Raw genomic sequence first — 22,933 nt, 5'->3', positions numbered from 1 at the left:
CTTGAATATACATCTATTCAATTTTTAAAAACCATCAATATTCAGGTGATATAAAAAGGACTTCCTTTTTGGAAGCCCTTAACACCATATCAACTATAATAAAAATTTATTATCTAAATTAAAACTCATTGATCATCACATAGAAATGTCCTGAGTACAAACTTCCTGCGCTTCCTGAAATATTAGTAAGGTTAACCGTAATACTGGAAGTTGAAGTCAATCTCGGATTAGAAATCGAGAAGGTTGAATTACCTGCAAAATCTCCGGCTGGAGAAACAATCACCACAGCTCTGGAAGAACCCGGTTGAAATCCTGCAGGAACTGGGATATCAAGCGTCGCAAATTTCCCCGGAGGAATATTGCTGATAGAGACTCCCGGCCATACTTCAAAACTGATCTGGCTTTTCTGTATGCTTCCTTTCTCTCCCAGTTTAAATTGTCCGTTTACGTCAAGTTTTGCGGAAACATTAGGAGCTTCAGTACCAATCCCTACACTTGCATTATTATTCCCCAATACAATTGCATTGGCCTGTGAGGTCGTTGCTCCATATCCTACTGCAGTTGAATACTGTCCCAACGCATTTGCTCCCGAGCCTAAAGCAGTTGAATTCTGACTATTGGTGACAGCATTATATCCTAAAGCTGTTTCACTATTCGTATTTGTTTTTGCATTATATCCCAACGCTATGGACTGAAATCCTCCGGCAGAAGATTCATTTCCAATAGCAACAGATTCATTTTTACTGGTCTGGGCATGATAACCAATTGCTGTAGATCTGAAACTGGCAGCAGCAGCTTTATTTCCTATTGCTAAAGCTTCATTAAAAGAAGAAGCGGCACTTCCAATTGATATCCCCTGAAAAGCTGAGTTTGAACTCCCGATAGCAATACCGTTCTGGGCTGCATCGGCCCCTAATCCCAGACTTACAGAATTATCAACCCCCAGTCTGCCTGCAATTTTTGAATTTACCTTAAAGATCAGATCATCATATGTTTTTGTTCCCAATGCAAGATTGGTATTTGCCCCCCCAAAATTTCCAACATTTGTTCCTGTAAGATCCCAGCTTGTTCCATTATCAACTTTGGTGGTCCCTCCTATATTAATTAGAATATTATTCCATTTCGCTTCAAACCAGTAATAAAATCCAGCTTCTTTCAGATTTCCATTCCCATTATTCCATACAACAAGTCCATCAGCCGGAGATGGTACCGTTACATTGTCTGTAGATGAATTCAGTGCAATACTTGGAAGAAGTACTCCTTTATTTTTTGAGTTTACCTGAAGCATTGCTGAACTGTCTGGTTGAGGAGTACCAATCCCAACCTGAGCATATATAAAACAGCTAATTAGAAAAAAAAGAAGACTTACTTGAAATTTGTATTTTCCTGGCATTACACACATTTTTTGCGGTTGCAAATATACAATATTTTAATAAAATCGCAATTAAATTACAAATATCACAATTAAAAACACCACGGTGTGAATAAAGTGCAATTTAGTCACCAAACAATGAAAAATATTTAAATATCAGCAAGTTATATATTAAGCATTCATGAACATTTTACGTACCATCATTTCCAAACGCTTATTTAACCGTTACATTATTAATAAAAAACATCACTTATTATTGAATAAAACAAAACATTTTATTTTATGATAAATCAGTCTTTTATATGATAATTCGGGATTTTCCTATCCTTCATATTTGTAAAAATCTTTACAAAACCAACCAATTTAGAGCCTCTCTTTTTTTTTTGCTAAAATATAATCAGAAATCTCCGCAGCAGCGATGTTTACAGTATATTATCAATAGGTTTTATATTGAACCTGTTTCAACTTTTACAGATCTCCAATTCTTTATTCATAATGAAATTCATACAACCTGACGTTCTAAAAACGCTTCAGATCAATTGAGTTATTATGAAATAATATTCTGGAATAAGTCCACAGGAATGTTCAATAGTAACCTCGTTGCATATATAATAATTGAAATAATTTAAAAACAGCTTTATCACTAAATCCCGTACTATACCAGGATCATTAATGAGATAATATATTTATAACTGCAATTTTTAGTCCCACCGGAAACATTTAACGTTAAGGAATTTAAATGCTGTTTTGTCATCACAAAAAGCATTTCCTCAATCTTCATTATAATATATTCTGTAAGGCGATTATTTCTTATCAACCGAAGCGATTTTTTTTCTTAGTTATGGTACTATATACTTATAATGAATTAGTATTTAGGAAAAAATTATGAAAATTTTAACAGAAACGCCTGATTTTAGGAATGGTTATTGTTTAATTACTGGTATACCAAACTTAAATTTATATATTATGAACAATTCGGATTATAACAAAGCGGAAAATGCAGTAAACAATGTAGAAAATTCTTTACAGAATGCAACGGATAAAACCAAATGGAAAATCAATGAATTGGCAGATAAAGCCAAGGATTATATCAATGAAAAGCGAAGCAATGATGAGGAAGCTAATCAGGAAGACTGGCTAGACAGGGTAAAAGCTAATGTATCGGATGCCTGGGAAGACATTAAGGATAAAGCAGATGAAGCGTGGGAAAAAACTAAAGATGCTGCAGAGGATGTAAAAGCAGAATGGAACAAGAAAACCAATTAAAAATTCAGTCATATAAATATTTTCAAGAAAATGGAGTCTTAAATTGATAAGGCTCCATTTTTATTATGTCATAACCACAATTATTGCTACATTTGTATTTCAATAAACATTAAAAAATTATGTCATACGGTTTACTTAAAGGCAAAAAGGGGATTATATTTGGAGCCCTTAATGAACAATCTATCGCATGGAAAGTTGCTGAAAGATGTCATGAGGAAGGTGCAGAGTTCATCTTATCTAATGCACCTATCGCTTTGAGAATGGGAGAACTTAATGGTTTAGCAGAAAAAACCGGTTCTGAAGTGATCGCTGCAGATGCTACATCTATAGAAGATCTTGAAAAACTTTTTGATGCTGCAACAGCAAAATTCGGCAAAATAGATTTTATCCTTCATTCTATAGGCATGTCCGTAAATGTAAGAAAAGGAAAACATTATACAGAAATGAATTATGACTGGTTGGAAAAAGGCTGGGATATTTCAGCGGTTTCTTTCCATAAGGTAATGCGTGTGGCTTGGGAAAAAGACTGCATGAATGAGTGGGGAAGTATTTTGGCTCTTAGCTATATTGCCGCTCAGAGAACTTTCCCGGACTATAATGATATGTCTGATAACAAAGCTTATCTGGAAAGTATCGCAAGAACTTTCGGAAATTATTGGGGAGAAAGAAAAGTACGTGTAAATACGGTTTCTCAGTCTCCTACAATGACTACTGCCGGTAGCGGTGTAAAAGGTTTCGGAGGATTCCTGGGTTATGCAGAGGATATGTCTCCACTTGGAAATGCCACTGCTCTTGAGTGCGCAGATTACTGTGTTACTCTTTTCTCTGATCTGACTAAAAAAGTAACGATGCAGAATCTTTTCCACGATGGAGGTTTCAGCAGTTCAGGAGTTACTCAGAAAGTAATCAGCAAATATGATCTTGAGTAATCTCTCAAAAGATCATTCTCAATACAACAACATCGGCGGGCTCTTAGAGCCCGCCGATGATCGTTAAAATAATATATTAATATGAAGTTATAAAATTACGGTCTGTATAGAATGTGCAGGCGCTGTTAATTTAGCTGCCATCCCTTCTATCCAGAGATTTGTTTCGATATCATTTTCTGAATCATTCATAATGACCGTTACCAGTTGCCCGTTTTCATTCATAAAAGCAGAAGATGTTAAAGCAGCTCTGTTGGAAGAACTTCCAATTCTCTGAGCATTGGGTTTAATGTACTTTGAAACATGGCCTATATAATAATATTCATAGGTATAAAAGACTTCTCCTGTTTTGGTATCGGCAATAATCGGTGCAAAGCAGAAATTTCCTTTATGATTGGGACCACCCGTTTCATCCAGCAGGATATTCCAGTCTGTCCATAATGCATTTCCTTTATTGAAGTCATTCAACATATTTTTGCTGTACAGTTCTCCCAGGCTTACATCATAAATCCTGTCCATGCTAAACTGTTCTTTGCATCCTTCAGTAAAAGCCAGAAATTTATCCGGAAAAGCTCTGTGTGTTTCTGCTAAATTGTCAAAAAGCTGAGTTTTATTATTCCAGGTTTCATACCAGTGATAACCAATTCCGTGGGCGTATTTTGACGTTTCAGGATCGCTTAAAGTTGTAGTCGCTCTTTGATAGATCAGGTCTCTGTTGTGATCCCAGATCATTACCTGTTTATCTTTATATCCGTTTTTCCAAAGTGTAGGCCCGAGATTCTTTTTTAAGAACTCACCTTCTTCCTCAGCGGTATAAATACATGATTCCCAGCTCTGAGTTGCCATTGGCTCATTCTGAACGGTTAATCCCCAGACATTGATTCCTCTTTTTTCATATTCTTTAATGAATTTTATATAATAATCTGCCCAGGTCTGGTAATACTGATTTTCCAGTCTTCCACCTTTGTATAAGCTTTTGTTAGACTTCATCCAGGCTGGCGGACTCCACGGAGAGAAATAAAATGTAAAATTATTTCCTATCGCTTTCTGTGCTTCCTTGATCATTGGGATCTTATATTTCTCATCATGTGCAACGTTGAAAGTTTTCAGAGCGGTGTCATTATCTTCCACATAAGTATAGGAATCACTAGAGAAATCACATGAATTCATATTGGTACGGACAACAGTATAACCCAATCCGTTTTTACCAAAGTAAGCGTCCAGGATTTCTTTCTGTTTGTTCTTTGGCATCTTATAAAAGGTTTCTGCAGAAGCATCTGTAATAGCACCTCCAATACCTATCAGTTTCTGATATTTAAAATTAGGAGCTACAAAAATACAGGCTTCTGTTTCTTTGGGCTGTCCAAACTGCTCAAACTTTACTGCGCCTTTGTCCACCATCTTTTCATTTACTTTGGAGTTGGTAAGGATTACCTTAGCTGTTTTTCCTGCATTTTTCTTCCAGTAATTCTGGCCACTGACATTGACGACAACGCCTACTACAAAACAACTTACAATTAGTTTTCTCATAATTTCTTTCTATTTCCGGACTCATTGTCCTCTATTTCATTATTTATTTTGATAGACTCTTACGTAGTCTATATAATACTTTTGTGGAAAAATCTGATCATCAATTCCCTCTTTTCCGCCCCAGAAACCACCAACTGCAAGGTTCAAAATGATAAAATAAGGCTGATCAAATGGCCATGCCTCGTAGGTTTTTTCTTTATTCTCATAGGTAAAAAATTTCTGATCGTCTATATAAACCTCTATTTTTTCCGGCGTCCAGTCTGCTTTATACACATGAAACTTCTCGCTTACATCTTTTACAAAAAGAGTATCTGTTTTCTGTGTTCCCTTGATATGATTATATTTTTTGGTATGCACTGATGCATGAATATAACCCTGATTAAAACCCACATGTTCCATGATATCCAGTTCACCATCATCCGGCCATTTCTTCATCTTTTCGCTCATCATCCATATCGCCGGCCATGTTCCACGGCCTTTCGGAAGCTTTGCCCTGACTTCTATGGTTCCATACTGAAAAGAAAATTTACCCTTGGTTAAAAGCCTTGCTGAAGTATATTTATTATTGTCCCAGTTTTCTTTTCTGGCCTCAATAACAAGATTACCGTTTTCCATTCTGGCATTTTCAAGCCTGTCTTTTGTGTAAAACTGAGCTTCACTGTTTCCATAACCGCTGCCCCCTACGTCATAATTCCATTTTAATGAATCCGGAAGCCCTTTTCCATTAAACTCATCACTCCATATCAGTTTTCTTGCAGAATCTGCCTTGTTTGAAGCACAGTTTACAGCTGACAGTACTACTATTGCAGCTGCACAAAACTGGATGGTATTCCGGAGTTTATTTTTCATGTTATTATGATTATCAGATTTTAACTAAAGCATTTTATCTTTTTTATATATGGCGGCCCAAAACCAGCCCTTTCGACTATTTACTTCACCCAATTAATTCTTTTAGTCTGCACATTCTGGGAGTTGGTTCCGACCATAATATCGAATTCTCCCCCTTCCCAGTCAAAATTCAGATCCTCATCAAAGAATTTGAGGTCTTCTGGGGTTAATGTAAAATCAATTTTTTTACTTTCTCCTTTTTTGATAAATATTTTTTCAAACCCTTTCAGTTCTTTTACCGGTCTTACTACTTTTCCAAAAAGATCTCTGATGTAAAGCTGTACTACCTCATCACCGTCATATTGACCCGTGTTGGAAACTGTAACACTGATGTTAAGCTTCTGATTTCCTTTAAGATTTGTTGAGTTTAAAATCATATCGGAATATTTAAAATCTGTATAGCTTAAACCGTAACCGAAGGGAAATTTCGGATCGTTATCAAGATCTATATAGGCTGAAACATAATTCCTGTCCGTATTATTTTTCGCAGGTCTTCCTGTATTATAATGATTGTAATAAACCGGAATCTGCCCTTCAGTTCTTGGAAAACTCATGGGAAGTTTTCCTCCCGGATTCACGGTTCCAAAGAGAACATCGGCAATAGAATTTCCCGCTTCAGTTCCCAGCCACCATGTATAAATGATAGCCGGAGTATGATCCGCTGCCCAATTGAAAATCAAAGGTCTTCCTGCATTGATCATCAGGACAATAGGTTTTCCTGTTTTTGCAATTTCTACCAACAGGTCTTCCTGAACCCCGGAAAAGCCAATATTACTTCTGCTTTTGGCTTCACCACTCATCGCATGGCCTTCTCCTAAAGTCATAATTACCACATCTGCTTTTTTTGCAGTTTCTACGGCTTCCGCAAATAAAGTTTTATCCTGATCATCAACGTTACAACCCTTTGCATATAATAAAGTGGAGTTTTTATCAAGCTGGTTTTTAATTCCATCAAACTGTGATACAATTCTTTGGTTATCATCTTTAAAAGCTATCGACCAGAATCCGTGATTAGCCACTGTTTCTTTTCCAAAAGGGCCTATCAAAGCAACAGTTTTTACTGTTTTTGAAAGCGGCAGTATATTTCCCTGATTTTTAAGAAGAACAATGCTTTTTGAGCCAAATTCTCTTCCGAATTTCCTGTTTTCCAGATTATCGGTCTGTTCTTTCTGTCTTTTCTCATTACTGAATCTGTAAGGATCATCAAAAAGTCCCATTTCGAATTTTTTGGTTAAAATTCTTCCTGCTGCATCATCTATCAGTTTAAGATCTACTTTTCCTTCTTTGGCCAGTTTTGGAAGTTCTGCAATATATACACGGCTTTCCATATCCATATCACTTCCGCCAAAAATTGCCCTTTCAGCGGCTTCACCTGCATCTTTAGCATAGCCGTGAGGAATCATTTCCCCTATGCTTCCCCAGTCTGAAACAACAAATCCTTTATAATTCCATTTTCCTTTCAAAAGATCTCTCTGGAGATACTTACTGGCCGTAGCCGGAATTCCGTTGATATCATTGAAAGAGTTCATAAAAGTAGCGACACCTGCTTCTGCTGCGGCTTTGAAAGGAGGAAGATAGGTTTCATTCAGCTGCCTGAGGCTCATATCAACCGAATTGTAGTCTCTTCCGCCCACTGCTGCTCCATAGGCTGCGAAATGTTTTGCACAGGCCATCACAGCATCAATGTTTCCTAAGCCCTTCCCTTGAAATCCTTTGATTCTTGCCAAACCTATTTTAGTACCCAGATAGGTATCTTCTCCGGAACCTTCCATTACTCTACCCCATCTCGGGTCTCTGGCAATGTCTACCATAGGAGCAAAAGTCCAGTGAATACCGTAAGCAGAAGCCTCTGTAGCAGCTATTCTCTCTGATTTCTCTATCATTCTCAAATCCCAGCTCGCTGCCTGCCCCAGGTTTACCGGAAATGTTGTCCGGTAGCCATGGATAACATCCTGTCCAAACAACAAAGGAATTTTAAGCCTTGACTGAGCAGCTAATTTCTGGAAAGCTTTGGTTTCTTCAGCTCCGGCAACGTTCAGCATAGAGCCTACTTTTCCTTTTTTTATTTCTTCCAGAACTGCGGCCGAATTGGAATGCTGAGGTCCGGTAGCATATTCAAATCCGCTGTACTGCACCATCTGCCCTACTTTTTCTTCCAGTGTCATTTGAGAAAGCAGTTCTGCCACTTTCTGATCTACTGTTTTTTGTCCGTAGGCATTCATACCAAATGTTGAAAATGCGAGTAAAAAATATGCTCTTTTCATATCAAAAGTTTAAAAAATATAAGTTGCTGCCGAATGTCCTGAAATTCTTACTACAGCGGTTTTTCCGGCAAATTTAATATTAAAATTCTCATCTGCTTTATTATCGTTCTGAACAATTACTATTATTTTCCCAGATTGAGTCTTAAAAGCAGCTGTTGAAAGATTTCCAGTTTGTGAAGAGGCAATACGCTGGGAGCCGGCAGGTACAAACTTAGAAGCGTGGGCAATAATATAATAAGCAACATTTCTTGTGAAGTTTTCACTGTCTGAAATGGTGACAGCCCCTTTACATTCAGTACAACCACCGTCTGTGTGAGGTCCGTATTTTGAATCATTGGCCAGATTCCATTCTAAAGCAGTTTTACTCCAGTTCCTCATTGAACCAATGATTACGTTTTTGGTATGCCAGTTCAGATCTTCCTGAAAGGTTCCTTTTGAGCCTGTCCATTGTTCTGTGAAATATAAGTTCTTATCCGGGAAAGCATTATGAACAGTACTTAATGCTGATATTTCCCCTTCATATAAATGAAATGCAGATCCGTCTATATACTGATTGGCTTTGGCATCTTTCAAAATATCAATCGCGTATTCAGGCTTGTTGCAGTTGTGATCGTATACAACAATCTTTGTTCTGATATTATTTGTTTTAAAAACAGGTCCTAAGTGATTTTTAATAAAATCTCCCTGTTGCGCAGAAGGCATATAAAGACTAGGATTATTACCCGGATGTAAAGGTTCATTCTGAGGAGTGACTGCATCGATGATAATGCCTTCTTTTTTCATTCCCTGAATATACTTTACAAAATAATTGGCGTATGTTCCGTAGAACTCAGGTTTTAAGCTTCCGCCTTTGGATTTACCATTGTCTTTCATCCAGACAGGTGCTGACCAAGGCGCTGCAATGATTTTGATATCTGGATTGATCGCTAAAATCTCTTTCAGCATCGAAATCAGAGCTTTATCTTTTTCTAAACTGAATTTTGATAGTGAGGCATCAGTTTGTCCTTCAGGCAGGTCATCATATGAAAACACTTCACCGTCAAGATCAGAAGCTCCAATGCTTAATCTTAAATAGCTGATAGAGATTGAGTTTTTATCATTCCCAAAAAGTTCTCTAAGTAACGCTTTTCTTTTGGCTGGTGACAATGTGTTGATCACTTCTACACTTCCTCCTGTTAATGTATATCCGAAGCCATCAACATATTGAAACTTCTGATGATCATCTATTTCAATATTCTGAAGGTTGTTGGAAATATTTGTAAATTTAACCGGAGCCTGCAATTGTAATTTTACGCTTTCATCGCCTTTTGTAAGCCAATACTGGACTTCATTTCCCTTATCAGAAGCAACTGATGTGCATGATAAAGGAAAAAGGGCCACACCACTAAGTAGTGCGGCACCTCTAAAGAAACTATATAAGTTGTGAAACTTCATGTGTTAGTAACCTGGGTTTTGGATTAAAGCTGTATTTTGCATTTCATTGAAAGGAATAGGCAGAATTTCGTTCTTACCAGTTATAAATCCTCTTGATCCCAATTTTGCTGATGCATCACCCCATCGAACCAAATCAAACCATCTGTGACCTTCTCCCGCCAATTCTCTTCTTCTTTCATCTTTGATCGCCTGGATAGAAACAGGAACTGATGCAAGGCCTACTCTAGCTCTTACCGCATCCAATAATGCCTGAGCTCTTCCTCCGGCGCCTCCTAGTGCTTCTGCTTCCATCAGGTAGGTATCTGCCAGTCTTATCGCAATATAATTTTGACGAAAGTTTAGCTCTGTAGGTCCCGGAAGATTAGATTTGTCTGCATTTCTTGGTAAATATTTGTTTAAGAAATATCCTGTGTCTTTATACCCCGGAGAATAGGTAATTTTACCTTCGGTCTTGAATTTTTTACCATTAAATATGGTAGCATCCAGACGGGGATCTCCCTGCATAAAGTTAAACAGATCATCCGTAACAGGGTTGAACCCCCAACTTGCATAAAGATCCGGAGCATCATTATTAGGAACATTGGCTACACGTCCATAAGACTTAATGCCTAACATCACATTGATAGAATTTCCCTCGTCCTTTCCGGTCCCCCAGAAAGGCCAATCTGCATTACTTACATTGGTATGCATCACTTCAAGGACAGATTCTGTAGTGAATTTATTATCTACTTTCCATAAATCTGCAAAATTGCTTACCAGTTTATAACCATACTGGCTTGTCTGGCCCGGTACGCCGTTTACCATTTCAAACTGAGCAGCGGCTTCAGTATTTTTTTTATCGTATAAATAAATTTTCCCCAAAATAGCTCTTGCTGTCCCCTGGGTAATTCTTCCTTTCTCTGAAGGGACTGTTGTTGTTACAGGAAGATCATTGATAGCAGCCAAGATATCTTCTTCTATCTGAGCATAAACAGCTTCAGGTTTTGCCTGAGGAATATTGTAATAATCGTCGTCGTACTTAAAAGTCTTCAGAATTAGAGGGATATTTTTGAACATTCTTAGCAATTCAAAATAATATAATGATCTTAAAACTTTTGCCTCTGCTGTAAATCTTTTTTTGTTCTGATCATTCATATTTATAGCGGGAAGCCTTTCCAAAAGAAGGTTTGCCTTTGTAATACCCTGATAATAGTCTTTCCAATAACTGAGTGGCATAATAATGGGATTGATTGAATAATTGGAAAACCCCTGAATTCCTGCACCATCTGAAGAATTGCCTCCGCCTGAGTAGAAATCATCAGATGCCCCATTAAAGAAGGTGACCATATTTTCAAATCCACCGGAATATTTTCTAAGCATATCATAAGTTGCCACTAATCCTCCAAATGCCTGCTCTTCATTCTGAAAATAGTTACTAGTATCGAAAGTTCCTGTATTTTTTACATCTTCCAGATTACCTCTATCGCAGGATACAGCCCCAAAACTAATACCTGCAAGGAATAAAACTGATAAACTTTTATATATAAATCTTTTATTTTTCATTTTTTTAACAATTAAAATTGAACATTAGCTCCAAAAAGAAAAGTTCTTGCCTGTGGATAAAAAGCTCTGTCTATACCAAATGTATCCGCGCCTGCAATTTCAGGATCATAACCAGTGTATTTTGTGAAAGTAACAAGGTTTTCCCCAGTCACATATAATCTAATTTTTGAAGCACCAATAGTTTTCGCAGCATCTTTAGATAAAGTATATCCTATCTGAACTAATTTCAGACGTAAATAATCTCCTTTTTGAAGATAATAGTCAGACATTCTAGTATAATTATGATTATCATCATTCACTGTTACTCTGGCTATATTATTGGATGTTCCTTCACCTGTCCAACGGCCCAAAATAGCTGTTTGGTAGTTTGCTTCCTGAATATCCAGTCTTCTCAAGCCCTGGAAAATTTTATTTCCTGCCTGTCCCTGAGCAAAAATCATCAAATCGAAATTTTTATAATTCATATTTAATGTTAACCCAAAGGTATATTTTGGTACAGAATTACCAAGATTGACCGCATCTTGTTCATCAATCACTCCATCTCCGTTTGCATCAAGTCTTTTAAAATCTCCTGGTTTTGCATTAGGTTGAATTAATCCGCCATTAGCATTTCTATACGCATCAATTTCTGCCTGATTCTGAAAAACTCCCAGATTCTTATATCCATAGAAAGAACCATAGGATTCACCAACCTGTAATCTGGAAACAGCTCCCAGCGTTTGGTAAGAAGCGAAGTTAACATAAGGTCTGTCATCTTCAAGTCTGGTAATCTGATTTTTCAGATAAGCAACATTCCCATTAACAGAAAAACCAAAGTCACCCCAGTTTTTTTTGTATCCCATGCTAACCTCTATACCATCATTGTTCATGTCTCCGATATTTCTATAAGGATTATTAATTAACCCTAAGTAACCCGGAAGTTCAACTTTTCTTAAGATATCTGTACTTTTCTTTCTGTAAACATCTACACTTAAATCAAAATTTCTGAAAATCTTAAGGTCTGCTGCAATGTTGAACTGTGAGGTTCTCTCCCATTTCAAATTGGGATTTTCAAGAGTGCTTGGTGCATATCCCACGCGGATAATATTATCCCCGAACGTATAATTACTGCCGGCAATCAGAAAATTGGCAAACTGGAAATCATCAATAGCATCATTACCTAGTACACCGTATCCTCCTCTTAGTTTAAAGCTGGTTACCACTTTATTTTGCGGCCAGAAGCTCTCGTTAGATGCATTCCAGCCTAAAGACATTGCCGGGAAGTTCCCCCAGTGATTATTGCTTCCAAACTTTGAAGAACCATCTCTACGAATTGTTCCGGTGAAAAGGTATCTGTTGTCATAGTCATAAACTACTCTGGCAAAATAGGAAGCCTTGTGCGTTTGTTTTCCGTCCCAGGCATTTCCCTTTTTATTTTCTGGAGAAATATCAAAATTGAAAGAGGCATCCTGCCAGTTATTTACAGGCAGATTGGTAAATGTCGTACTTTGCCCAGAAGAAATATTATACTCGTAATACCCTTGACCTAATAATACATTTAAATTATGTAATCCAAATTTATTCTGATAGGTAGCTGTATTTTCAGTACTCCACTCAAACTTTTTATCAATCTGTCTGAATAGACTGTTAAAATCATTTTTATTAGCTGTACTCAAGTAATTAATCGGAGTGAAAGCCTGATTCCCCCAGTAAGAAAGTTTTCCGTTCATACTGGATTTAAAGCTAATATGCTTGCTCAGTTTTAGCTCAGCAAAGACATTGGCTATAATATCATCAGACCAGTTGTATCTGCCTAACTGAGTTTGTCTGAAAGCCAGCGGGTTTGTCATTTCTTTACTTACATATGGTGAAATTCCATAGGCATTTCCATAGGGATCTCTCACATAATTAGGATTATTAACATAATCACTAAAATTAGGTTCATTATAAATTTCGTTCTTTACAACCACCGGAGTCAACGGATCAAGATTAATCGCAGAACTCAACGGTCCCCCAAATTCACCATTATCGGTAACTCCCTGAGATCTTGTATGGGTATAAGCAAAAGTTTGCCCTATTGTCAGAAAATCGAATACTTTATGAGTTGAGTTTAATCTGGCATTCACTCTTTTATAATTTGAAATATCTCTTAATACAATACCTTCCTGATCGTAATATCCAAAAGATGAATAAAATGTAGATTTATCATTTCCACCACTGATACTAAACTCATGAGATTGACGCTGTGCGCTGTTGAATATTTGTTTTTGCCAATCTGTTCCGGCTCCATAAGTGGAAGGATTACCTAGAATCGGGGTCAGTTTATCATTGATATAGGCCTCGTTCATAATAGTTGCATATTGTGAACCATTTAGCAGATCCAGTTTTTTGGCAGCGCTTCCAACACCAAAGAAACCATTATAGGAAAGATTCAATCTTCCTTTACCTCCCTTCTTTGTCGTAATTAAAATCACACCCTTTGCAGCAGATACTCCATAAATTGCAGCAGAAGCTCCATCTTTAAGGATTTCCATTCCTTCAATATCAGACTGATTCAGCCAGCCAATATTATCCACTACAATTCCGTCTACCACCCATAAAGGATTATTACTTCCGGCTCCAAAACTGGTAATACCACGAACACGCACTGTAGCAGCGGTTCCCGGCTGTCCGGAATTTGATATTACCGAAACTCCGGCAGCTCTTCCCTGAAGAACCTGCTCAGGACGCCCTGCGGTGGGAGCGTTTTCAATGTCTGAAGCTTTAATACTTGATATAGCCCCTGTAACATTGCTTTTTTTCTGGCTGCCGTAACCAATCATTACGACCTCTTCTATTTTATTTTCTTTTGGGATAGTGTCTTTTACACTGGTCTGAGCATTGAAGTTAGCTGTAAAATACAGCACAGCAACCACTCCCAGACTTCTTGATATTCTTACATTCATATATAGTTATTGTTTAATTCTCAAATTGAGACAATAAAAATATATTTTTTTTTAATTAATTAACATTCCATTCACAAATATTTTAATTTTTCTTTTATTTTTCAGGGTTAGAAGCCATATCTTCGCATCAATATTTCATAAAAAGTTTTAAAAAACCAATAAAGTAATCTCCCAAAATGACCTCCAAGCTTTCAAATATTTCTCTTCCGCTAAAACTTACCTTTCTTATTTTTTCAATGGTTTTAAACTGTATGGGACTTATCATCCTGCAGCTTGCAGATGCTAATATTACCTATGGAGAACTTGGCTTTCTTGAATCTTTTAAAGACCTGCCTGTTGCCTTCATTTCTCTTTTTGCCGTGGGTTTCATTAATAAAACCGGAGCAAAAAAAGCACTAATTCTTGCTTTAGCGATTGTTGGGCTATGTTCATGTCTTCTTCCCTTCGTTGAAGTCTTCTGGTTTTATAAGCTGTGGTTTGCCATCATCGGGGCCTGTTTTGCCATAGGCAAAATCTGTGTCTTCGGGATTATCAGGAATAATATTTCTGATGAGAAATCGCTGGCAAAGGCAATGAACAGTGTGGAAGCTTCTTTTATGGTAGGAATTTTTGTAGTCAATACAGGATTCGGATGGTTGATTTCCAGTCAGTATTCTGAATTCTGGAAGTTTGGATTTTTACTCATTGCTGCTTTATCTGCTGTCACCATATTTTTACTTTCGAAAGCGAAAATATCTGAAGCGAAAACGTTGGAAAATAAAAGCATTTTGTCTGAACTTTCCGGGTTTACGACTCCTGTTGTGGCTTTATTTCTGGGGGTTATCTTCTTTATTGTTTTTGTAGAACAGGGATTCAACTCGTGGCTTCCCTCTTTTTATAAAAACCACCTGAAGGTCAATTCTTTTTTTGCACTTCAGGCTACTTCTTTCCTGTCACTTTTTTCATATGCAGGAAGAACTTTAACGGCCAATATCATCAGAAGATTTTCTTTGCCTGGATATTATATGGCATGTATGTCGTTAATTGTCATCATACTGCTAACTATAGTTGGTATACAGTACTCTGATTCTGAAAATTCAAAAGTTCTTCTCTTTTTGTTTCCGGTAATAGGTCTTTTTCTTTCGCCGCTCTACCCTGTTATCAATTCAAGAATGATTGCCCAGGTGGATAAAGACAAGATCAATCTTTTCACTTCTCTGATCGTTATTTTCTCTTCATTAGGCAGCTCCGTAAGCTCTATTATTATGGCTTTATTATTTGAAAATCAGCTATTAAACTTCTACCCATTATATATATTATTCTCTGTAATTCTTCTTTTTGTGATTAGTTTAATATATTTTAACGTCTCAAATAGAAAATAGTTTTATTTTTACTGCCATGAAAATCAAAGACACGAAAAGTAAAGAAACGCTTCGGGAACTTATCGACACCAAGGACTTCGTAGCTCATATTTCTGTTGACTGCACTATATTCGGCTTTCATAATAATATTCTGAAAGTTCTGCTTTTAAAATATCACGATCTGAATCTGTGGTCACTTCCGGGTGGCTTTGTTTTCAATGATGAAGATTTGAGGGAAGCTGCTGAAAGGGTTTTATTTGAAAGGACGCATCTTAAAGGTTTGTTTTTAAAACAGTTTCACACTTTTGGAAGAATAGACCGTACAGAAAACAATGTTCACCAGATCCTTCTTAAAAATAAAGGAATAGAAGTCCCGCAAGACCACTGGATCTTTCAGCGATTTATTACTGTAGGCTATTGCAGCCTTATTGATTTTTCCCTGACTAATACCTTTCCGGATGCTTTCAATGAAAGCTGTGAATGGTTTGAAGTGAATAAACTGCCTCAAATGGCTTTCGATCATGACAGGATCATAGAAACCGGGCTGGAATATCTTAGAATGAACATCAATACTGAAGTAGCTGCCAGTAATCTGCTTCCTGAGAAGTTCACAATGAAAGACCTACAGGCTCTTTATGAGACTATTCTGGGTCAGAAATTTAGAAGAAATAACTTCCAGCGAAAGATTTTAAGCTTAAATATTCTTGACAGAATGGAAAAACTTTATGATGGTTCAGCCAATAAAGCACCCTATCTGTATAAATTTAAAACTGAAGTTCACAATTCTACCAATCAATACCCTATATCCAATGATGAGGAGTCTTAAAATGCAGAATTTATTACCTAAACAAAGAAAAAGAGCATTATCTGTCTGAAAACCAATATCAATATAAGTTTTCAAAAAAACTTTCAAGACACCACGAAAAATGTTACTTTTAACAAAATCAAAAAATCATGTCATATTATCCTCTTACAAGCATTCCCGACTATTATGGAATTGATGCTTTACTTACCGAAGAACACAAACTGATCCGCCAATCTGTAAGAGACTGGGTGGAAAGTTTTGTAATGCCGCAGATTGATCAGGCCGCTCAAAATCATACAGATCTACCTGGCCTTATGAGAGAACTAGGGAAAATCGGAGCATTAGGTCCGTATATCCCTGTTGAGTATGGAGGTTCAGGATTAGACCAGATTTCTTATGGTTTGATCATGCAGGAACTGGAAAGAGGAGATTCTGCAGTACGTTCTGCAGCTTCAGTACAAAGCTCTCTGGTTATGTTTCCAATTAATGAGTTCGGTTCTGAAGAACAAAAAAAGAAATATCTGCCGAAGCTTGCTGCCGGAGAAATGATTGGGTCTTTTGGATTAACTGAGCCTAATCATGGTTCTGATCCAAGTTCTATGGAAACTTATTTTAAAGATATGGGAGATCATTATCTTTTAAATGGGGCTAAAATGTGGATCACCAACTCTCCTCTTTGCGACATCGCAGTAGTGTGGGCAAAGAATGAGGAAGGAAAAGTACAGGGGCTGATTGTTGAAAGAGGAATGGAAGGTTTTACGACTCCGGAGACTCACAATAAATGGAGCTTAAGAGCTTCGAAAACAGGAGAATTGGTATTCAATGATGTAAAAGTACCGAAGGAAAACCTGCTTCCGGGCGTAACAGGATTGAAAGGGCCTTTGTCTTGTCTGAATTCTGCAAGATATGGAATTTCGTGGGGAGTAATTGGCGCAGCTATCGACTGCCACTGTACGGCTGTTCAGTATGCTAAAGAAAGAAAACAGTTTGGTAAGCCAATTGGTTCTTATCAGCTTCAACAGAAGAAACTGGCTGAGTTCCTGACAGAGATCACAAAAGCCCAGTTATTATGTCTTCAGCTAGGAAACCTTAAAAATGCACACAAAGCAACGCCTGCTCAAATTTCTATGGCAAAGCGTAACAATGTGAATATGGCTATTGAAATTGCAAGAGAATCAAGACAGATTTTAGGAGGCATGGGAATCATGGGAGAATTTCCAATGATGAGACATGCAGCCAACCTGGAATCCGTAATTACATATGAAGGGACTCACGATGTTCATTTGTTAATTACCGGTTTAGATATTACGGGAATCAACGCTTTTTAAATAAAAGCAAACCATATACTGAAAGAGTCTGAGCCATTGGTTCAGACTCTTTTATTTTACTCACATTAAAGAGAATTGATATTCGCTGAATAATTATTGATGTATTAATGTTTTCATTAATTCATTAAAGTTATTACCTTAATACCGCCAAAAAGATATCAATATGAAAAAAATCGCTACTTTCTTATTAGGGATTTCAGCTCCATTCTGTTTTGCCCAGCAGGCTGGAGATTTGGTAAGCGCTGAAGAGAAGCTGGATTTAACTCCACAGGGAGTTGTCAATTTCATAGCTAATAATCTTGGTGAACAGAATGCTCCGGATTTTGTGAGCTATCTCAACAGTTTCAATGTTGGATTAAAAGGCTATAAAATCACCTATTACACTAAAAACGAGAAAAATGTTCTTGTAAAAGCAACCGGGCTTTTGATGTATCCTAGTGTAGGTTTCAAACTCTCAACAGTAGTATCGGACCACGGAACTACTGATAGCAGACACAACGTTCCCTCCAATTTCAAAGGAGCTTTAACTGCCGGATTTGTAGTTGAACTTTCTTATGTACTCAATGGCTATATTTTAATGGCACCTGATTATGTAGGAATGGGAACCGGAGAGGGAGTTCATCCTTATGTGGATTATCCTACGGAAGCGGGAGCCACTGTAGATTTCATCACAGCAGCCAATAAAGTATTGGCCCAACTGAATGTAAAGCGTTATGATGAGTATTTTCTAGCAGGATATTCTCAGGGAGCCCATGCTGCAATGTCTACATTAAAGAGATTAAGTATTTCAAATCCGGATAATCTCAAGTTCAAATATGCTTATATGGGGGATGGACCTTATGATTTCTCAGGAGTAACTCTACAAAAAGGAGTACTGGAAAAAGACGTCTATCCGTTCACTGCATTTCTGGCCAATGTTCTGCACAGCTGCAACAATACGGGTTTTAAAACCTATAACAATGATATTTCGGAGGTAATTTCTGCAGAATATCTTGACCGGTACAATTATCACGTGGTTCAGGATAACGGAGGTTTACTGTGGGGACCTGTTGTATGGAGAAAACTCTTTACCAACAGCTTTATCCATGATGTCACCAACAATCCGAACAATAAGCTCAGACAGTGTATGAAGCCTAAAGATGTGTATGACTGGTATAATAAAACTCCTATGACTTTGGGGCACTCTACAGTAGATTTAGCCATCCCTCCGGAAAACACATCCAAAACTATTGATGTGCAGCGTGGATATTATCCGTGGTGGGATCTTAATAAATATAAACTGGATTCTTTTTACTGGGGCCCTATAGGACATGTAGGAGGAATTCTTCCATTCACATTAGCTTCCAATGCAAAGTTTAATGCGCTGAGAAGTGGCGGATTGCTCAATCAATGGGCAATAGCAGGATCAGTTTTTGGCAAACAATCAGATGTTCCATCAGAAAAAACTTCTTTATTCTCATCCCAGATAAAACCTGAGCTGGGAAATATGCAGCTGGTAGAAATTACAGATTTCAATCAGGAAAAAACAATGAAAAGATCTGCTGATGAGCGAAGTTTATCTTCTTTAAAAGATGGGGTTTATCTTTTAAAAGTGACGGAAAATAATGAAGATAAAATGCTTCCCTACATTAAAACCACTCCAAAAGAGATTCCGGAAAATGAAATCGTACAGGCTGAGAATAATGCTGTCTTAAAATTGAAAATAGATCAGGATGAACTTGCTGCTGTATATATTTTTGATGAAAGCAAAACACTGGTAAAAACTATTTCTAAAGAAGAATATCGGAACACAGGAGGAATCAGTTTAGAAAATCTGGGTAAACAGAAATATACTTTTGAAGTAGCCACTCCATTTTATAACCTTCAATTCAGTAAAGCCATATATATCAACACCTTAAAAGAAAGAACAGATATCTTTACGCAAAATAGACAGATCAAAATAAAATCAGGCAATAGTATTAAAAATATCAGCATATATACCATTTCAGGAGCTTTAGCTGTACATCAGGAAGTTAATACCTCTCTTTATGAATCCAAAGGTTTAGAATCCGGAGTTTATGTGGTACATGTTACTCTTCTTAACGGAGAATCCATTCAGCAGAAAATTAAATTATAACACTTATTCACTTTCTATAATATCATTTCATTTTAAGTTAATTTTTGCACTTCAGTAATGGAGTGCTTTTTTTGTCAATAAACATTGATGAGTCATAAAATGGGTACTTCGAGAAATGCTCATCTCCTGCCGGTTACAAAAAAATGCTCTTTTTAATAAAATCTGTATTTATAATTATAAAATAACTCTAAAAAAAAGATTTGAATATAAATCTAAAAAACACTTTAACTAAAGCATTTTAAAACACAATAAAACAGATATTTTAAATACGGCAAATATTCTTAAATGATAATTTTTAAAATTTGTTGTAAATGATTTTTATCAATTATTTTAAATTATTCTAAATAAAATTAGCAAACTTATACTGAGCCTCCTAATTTTGCCGAAAGATTAATGCCAGATGGTTCACAACGATTCCCAATTCCTTTTCAAATCCCGATTTTTAACTTTCCTCTTCGTCTTCATTACCGCTGCAGCCAGCGCACAAGACCATTCCTTTACGATTATCATTGAGGTAAAAGATGCCGAACTGAAACCTGTAAAAGAAGCTGAAATCAACATCTTCTCAGCAGAGGCTAAATACACCACCTCCAGCAATGACAAAGGAATTGCTGCTATAGATATTACACCCGGAAAATACAAAATTGAAATCCATAAAAACGGAAGCCTTGGTTATACCCATACTCTGTCAGTTAAAAAGGCTGAAACATTCTCTGTCTCCCTTAAAGAAAGAATAAATACTATTGAAGAAGTTGTCATCACGGCAAAAGAAGGAAAAGGACTCACCTCTTCATCCATTATCAGCCAACGTGCTATGCAGCATTTGCAGCCATCGAGCTTTTCAGATCTTCTCGAACTTCTTCCCGGAGGAAGATCAAGTGACCCTGTTCTGAATCAGGTCAATAGAATAAGTCTTCGTGAAACAGGCAGGCCCGGCAGTGATTATAATACTTCTTCTATGGGAACGACATTTCTGGTTGATGGTGCCCCGCTAAACTCTGGTGCCAATCTCCAGTATACCTACGATTTCTTGGACAAATCCAACAATGGGCTCAAGAGAAGACTTAACATCACAAGTGGTGTCGATATGAGAAGTATAGCTACAGATCAAATCGAACGTGTGGAAGTTTTGCGGGGAATACCTTCTGTACAATACGGAAATTTAACCTCCGGTATTGTAAAAATCACGAATAAATCAGGATACACAAGATGGAAAGCAAGATTTAAAGCAGATGGTTACAGTAAACTTTTTGCAGTAAGTAAAGGCTTTGAAAACAAAGAAAAGGATCTGAAAATCAATGCAGGACTGGATTACCTGAATGCAAAAGCTGATCCCAGAGACAGACTTGAAAATTATAAGAGAATTACAGCTAATCTAGCTATTGTAAAAGAGAAAAAGCATAATAAAGGAACTTCAAGATGGCAGACCAGTCTTAGCTATACCGGCTCGCTGGACGGATCCAAATCTGATCCTGATGTCGATTTATCTGAGCTGAACTCTTATGAGGTCAACAATCATCTTGTAAGCCTCTCCAATCTGTTTACTTATACTAAAAATGAGCCTTCGTTTTTTAGATCAACAGAGATTCAGGCTACTGTTAACCAAAGATTTGACAAAATAAAACAGACCAAATTCATTCAGTTAGAGAATGCTACAGCTTTTCCACTATCCAAAACAGAGGGTGAGTATGATGGTTATTATCCTGAGCCGAGATATATTTCAAATTATAAAGTAGACGGAAAACCTCTTGATGTATTTGTAAAAATGGTAAATAACTTTCAGGCTGATTTTAAATCAGTTAGAAATGAATTCAATGTAGGGTTAGACTGGCAGCTGAGCAAAAACTGGGGCAAAGGGCAGCAATTTGACATTTATAAACCTATAGATCCTAAAGCGACTTTCAGGCCCCGCGCCTATCGCGATGTTCCGGCTTATATTACCTCTGCATTGTTTCTGGAATCTATCAGTACGGTAAAGACAGGGAATCATCAGTTGATATTAGCCCTTGGAATAAGAGGAAATTCAATGATGAATCTGCCTTTTCAGTTTAAAATGCACGGAAAAATGTATTTTGATCCCAGAGCAAATCTTCAGTGGGAGCTTCCTTCATTCGAGTGGATGAATAAAAAAGCACAATTGGCTGTAACACTGGGATATGGTAAACAAAGCCTGTTCCCGGATCTTAATCTCCTGTATCCGGAACTTATTTATAAAGATATTCAGCAGCTGAATTATTTCCACAACACTCCGGAATACAGGAAAATTAATTATAAAACGTTGATTTACAATCCGCAGAATCCGCAAATAGAGCCAGCTGTGAATGAAAAGTTTGAAGCAAGGATAGATTTCAGCTTAGGAGCCCATCAACTTTCTGTGACTGCTTTTAAGGAAAATATGCATAATGCTTTCCGTTCTATGAATGAATATGCTGTGTATCAATACAAAAAGTATGACACCTCAGGAATTGATCACAATACAATCACCTCTCCACCGGACGTAAACTCACTTCCCTATCAGACTGTAAGTGAAAACTTTATTTACGCCACCCAGCGAAATGGCAGTAAGGTAGACAAAGAAGGAATAGAGTTTCAATATTCATCAAACAGAATTCCAAAGATCAATACAAGATTTACCGTCAGCGGAGCCTGGTTCCGGACTCAATATGGCAATAGCCTGCCTGTTTACAGAGGAAGAGATTTAGTCATCAATGGAAGACCCTATCCCTATTTAGGATTATATGAAGGTATGGAGCCAAGCTCAGTGAATGAAGTTTTGAATACCAACCTTATGATGGATACTTATATTCCTGGTCTGGACCTTGTCTTTTCTTCATCTTTCCAGTTTTCATGGTATTCTATGAGAAAATTACTTCCCATGAACGGTGTACCCAGCTATTATGTGGATCAGAATGGCAGCATCTTCCCTTTTAATCCGGATACAACCAAAGGTACCCTGCTTGAAAATCTGATTATTGCTCAGAATCAAGATCTGTACAATGCGTCCAGAAGACCGATGGAAATGAACCTCAACCTGAAAGTCACCAAAAGCTTCAGAAATAAAGCCATCGTAGTCGCTATGTTTGCCAACAGACTTTTCAGTTACTACGCTCCTTACCATCTCAATGGTTTCACAATCAACAGAAAAGGAGCTTATGATCCATATTTCGGGATGGAAATCAATTTCAATTTATAGACAAT

General features: G+C 37.2%; 14 protein-coding genes. 7 read left to right on the top strand and 7 right to left on the bottom strand.

Features of this window, described 5'->3' with window-relative positions; all coding sequences use genetic code 11:
* Positions 1-118: 118 nt before the first annotated feature.
* Entirely contained in the window at positions 119-1,393 is a 1,275-nt protein-coding gene (locus tag LF887_RS09710) for a hypothetical protein (protein WP_236858990.1), read from the bottom strand.
* 945 nt (positions 1,394-2,338) lie between these two features.
* Between LF887_RS09710 and LF887_RS09705 the strand changes: the two genes are divergently transcribed.
* Entirely contained in the window at positions 2,339-2,638 is a 300-nt protein-coding gene (locus LF887_RS09705; protein ID WP_236858989.1) for a hypothetical protein, read from the top strand.
* Between the two features lie 119 nt (positions 2,639-2,757).
* The gene (locus LF887_RS09700) at positions 2,758-3,567 is read left to right on the top strand and encodes an enoyl-ACP reductase (protein WP_236858988.1); all 810 of its coding nucleotides are present in this window, start codon (positions 2,758-2,760) and stop codon (positions 3,565-3,567) included.
* 87 nt (positions 3,568-3,654) lie between these two features.
* Here the strand turns inward: LF887_RS09700 and LF887_RS09695 are convergent, their stop codons facing one another.
* The 6 genes from LF887_RS09695 to LF887_RS09670 all read right to left on the bottom strand — a co-directional run bounded on the left by LF887_RS09695 (position 3,655) and on the right by LF887_RS09670 (position 14,146).
* A complete protein-coding gene (locus tag LF887_RS09695) occupies positions 3,655-5,094 on the bottom strand; it encodes a glycoside hydrolase family 30 protein (protein ID WP_236858987.1) in 1,440 nt (479 codons plus the stop codon).
* 39 nt (positions 5,095-5,133) lie between these two features.
* A complete protein-coding gene (locus LF887_RS09690) occupies positions 5,134-5,943 on the bottom strand; it encodes a family 16 glycosylhydrolase (protein WP_236858986.1) in 810 nt (269 codons plus the stop codon).
* An 80-nt stretch (positions 5,944-6,023) separates the two neighbouring features.
* The gene (locus LF887_RS09685; RefSeq protein ID WP_236858985.1) at positions 6,024-8,246 is read right to left on the bottom strand and encodes a glycoside hydrolase family 3 N-terminal domain-containing protein; all 2,223 of its coding nucleotides are present in this window, start codon (positions 8,244-8,246) and stop codon (positions 6,024-6,026) included.
* 9 nt (positions 8,247-8,255) lie between these two features.
* Positions 8,256-9,680: a glycoside hydrolase family 30 protein gene (locus LF887_RS09680; protein WP_236858984.1), complete on the bottom strand. Its 1,425-nt coding sequence runs from the start codon at positions 9,678-9,680 to the stop codon at positions 8,256-8,258.
* Positions 9,681-9,683: 3 nt separating this feature from the next.
* Complete coding sequence (locus LF887_RS09675) at positions 9,684-11,222, bottom strand: RagB/SusD family nutrient uptake outer membrane protein (RefSeq protein WP_236858982.1); 1,539 nt, start codon at positions 11,220-11,222, stop codon at positions 9,684-9,686.
* A gap of 11 nt (positions 11,223-11,233) precedes the next feature.
* The gene (locus LF887_RS09670; protein WP_236858980.1) at positions 11,234-14,146 is read right to left on the bottom strand and encodes a SusC/RagA family TonB-linked outer membrane protein; all 2,913 of its coding nucleotides are present in this window, start codon (positions 14,144-14,146) and stop codon (positions 11,234-11,236) included.
* 176 nt (positions 14,147-14,322) lie between these two features.
* Between LF887_RS09670 and LF887_RS09665 the strand changes: the two genes are divergently transcribed.
* From LF887_RS09665 to LF887_RS09645, 5 genes are all read left to right on the top strand, one after another.
* The gene (locus tag LF887_RS09665) at positions 14,323-15,507 is read left to right on the top strand and encodes an MFS transporter (protein WP_262912519.1); all 1,185 of its coding nucleotides are present in this window, start codon (positions 14,323-14,325) and stop codon (positions 15,505-15,507) included.
* 16 nt (positions 15,508-15,523) lie between these two features.
* A complete protein-coding gene (locus tag LF887_RS09660) occupies positions 15,524-16,312 on the top strand; it encodes an NUDIX hydrolase (RefSeq protein ID WP_236858976.1) in 789 nt (262 codons plus the stop codon).
* A 128-nt stretch (positions 16,313-16,440) separates the two neighbouring features.
* Positions 16,441-17,619, top strand: coding sequence for an acyl-CoA dehydrogenase family protein (locus LF887_RS09655; RefSeq protein ID WP_236858974.1), 1,179 nt, complete (start codon positions 16,441-16,443; stop codon positions 17,617-17,619).
* A gap of 163 nt (positions 17,620-17,782) precedes the next feature.
* Positions 17,783-19,735 (top strand): T9SS type A sorting domain-containing protein, encoded by a 1,953-nt coding sequence (locus LF887_RS09650; RefSeq protein ID WP_236858971.1) that lies wholly within the window; start codon positions 17,783-17,785, stop codon positions 19,733-19,735.
* 400 nt (positions 19,736-20,135) lie between these two features.
* Positions 20,136-22,928, top strand: a complete 2,793-nt coding sequence (locus tag LF887_RS09645) for a TonB-dependent receptor plug domain-containing protein (RefSeq protein ID WP_236858969.1) — start codon at positions 20,136-20,138, stop codon at positions 22,926-22,928.
* Positions 22,929-22,933: the final 5 nt, after the last annotated feature.

It is taken from the genome of Chryseobacterium sp. MEBOG06, assembly GCF_021869765.1.
Classification (GTDB): Bacteria; Bacteroidota; Bacteroidia; order Flavobacteriales; family Weeksellaceae; genus Chryseobacterium.
This window is presented reverse-complemented; position numbering and strand designations above follow the sequence as displayed.

Excerpts from the sequence above, each read along its gene's own strand:
- LF887_RS09710 (WP_236858990.1), bottom strand. The coding sequence starts at position 1,393 with ATGCCAGGAAAATACAAATTTCAAGTAAGTCTTCTTTTTTTTCTAATT.
- LF887_RS09705 (WP_236858989.1), top strand. The coding sequence starts at position 2,339 with ATGAACAATTCGGATTATAACAAAGCGGAAAATGCAGTAAACAATGTA.
- LF887_RS09700 (WP_236858988.1), top strand. The coding sequence starts at position 2,758 with ATGTCATACGGTTTACTTAAAGGCAAAAAGGGGATTATATTTGGAGCC.
- LF887_RS09695 (WP_236858987.1), bottom strand. The coding sequence starts at position 5,094 with ATGAGAAAACTAATTGTAAGTTGTTTTGTAGTAGGCGTTGTCGTCAAT.
- LF887_RS09690 (WP_236858986.1), bottom strand. The coding sequence starts at position 5,943 with ATGAAAAATAAACTCCGGAATACCATCCAGTTTTGTGCAGCTGCAATA.
- LF887_RS09685 (WP_236858985.1), bottom strand. The coding sequence starts at position 8,246 with ATGAAAAGAGCATATTTTTTACTCGCATTTTCAACATTTGGTATGAAT.
- LF887_RS09680 (WP_236858984.1), bottom strand. The coding sequence starts at position 9,680 with ATGAAGTTTCACAACTTATATAGTTTCTTTAGAGGTGCCGCACTACTT.
- LF887_RS09675 (WP_236858982.1), bottom strand. The coding sequence starts at position 11,222 with ATGAAAAATAAAAGATTTATATATAAAAGTTTATCAGTTTTATTCCTT.
- LF887_RS09670 (WP_236858980.1), bottom strand. The coding sequence starts at position 14,146 with ATGAATGTAAGAATATCAAGAAGTCTGGGAGTGGTTGCTGTGCTGTAT.
- LF887_RS09665 (WP_262912519.1), top strand. The coding sequence starts at position 14,323 with ATGACCTCCAAGCTTTCAAATATTTCTCTTCCGCTAAAACTTACCTTT.
- LF887_RS09660 (WP_236858976.1), top strand. The coding sequence starts at position 15,524 with ATGAAAATCAAAGACACGAAAAGTAAAGAAACGCTTCGGGAACTTATC.
- LF887_RS09655 (WP_236858974.1), top strand. The coding sequence starts at position 16,441 with ATGTCATATTATCCTCTTACAAGCATTCCCGACTATTATGGAATTGAT.
- LF887_RS09650 (WP_236858971.1), top strand. The coding sequence starts at position 17,783 with ATGAAAAAAATCGCTACTTTCTTATTAGGGATTTCAGCTCCATTCTGT.
- LF887_RS09645 (WP_236858969.1), top strand. The coding sequence starts at position 20,136 with ATGGTTCACAACGATTCCCAATTCCTTTTCAAATCCCGATTTTTAACT.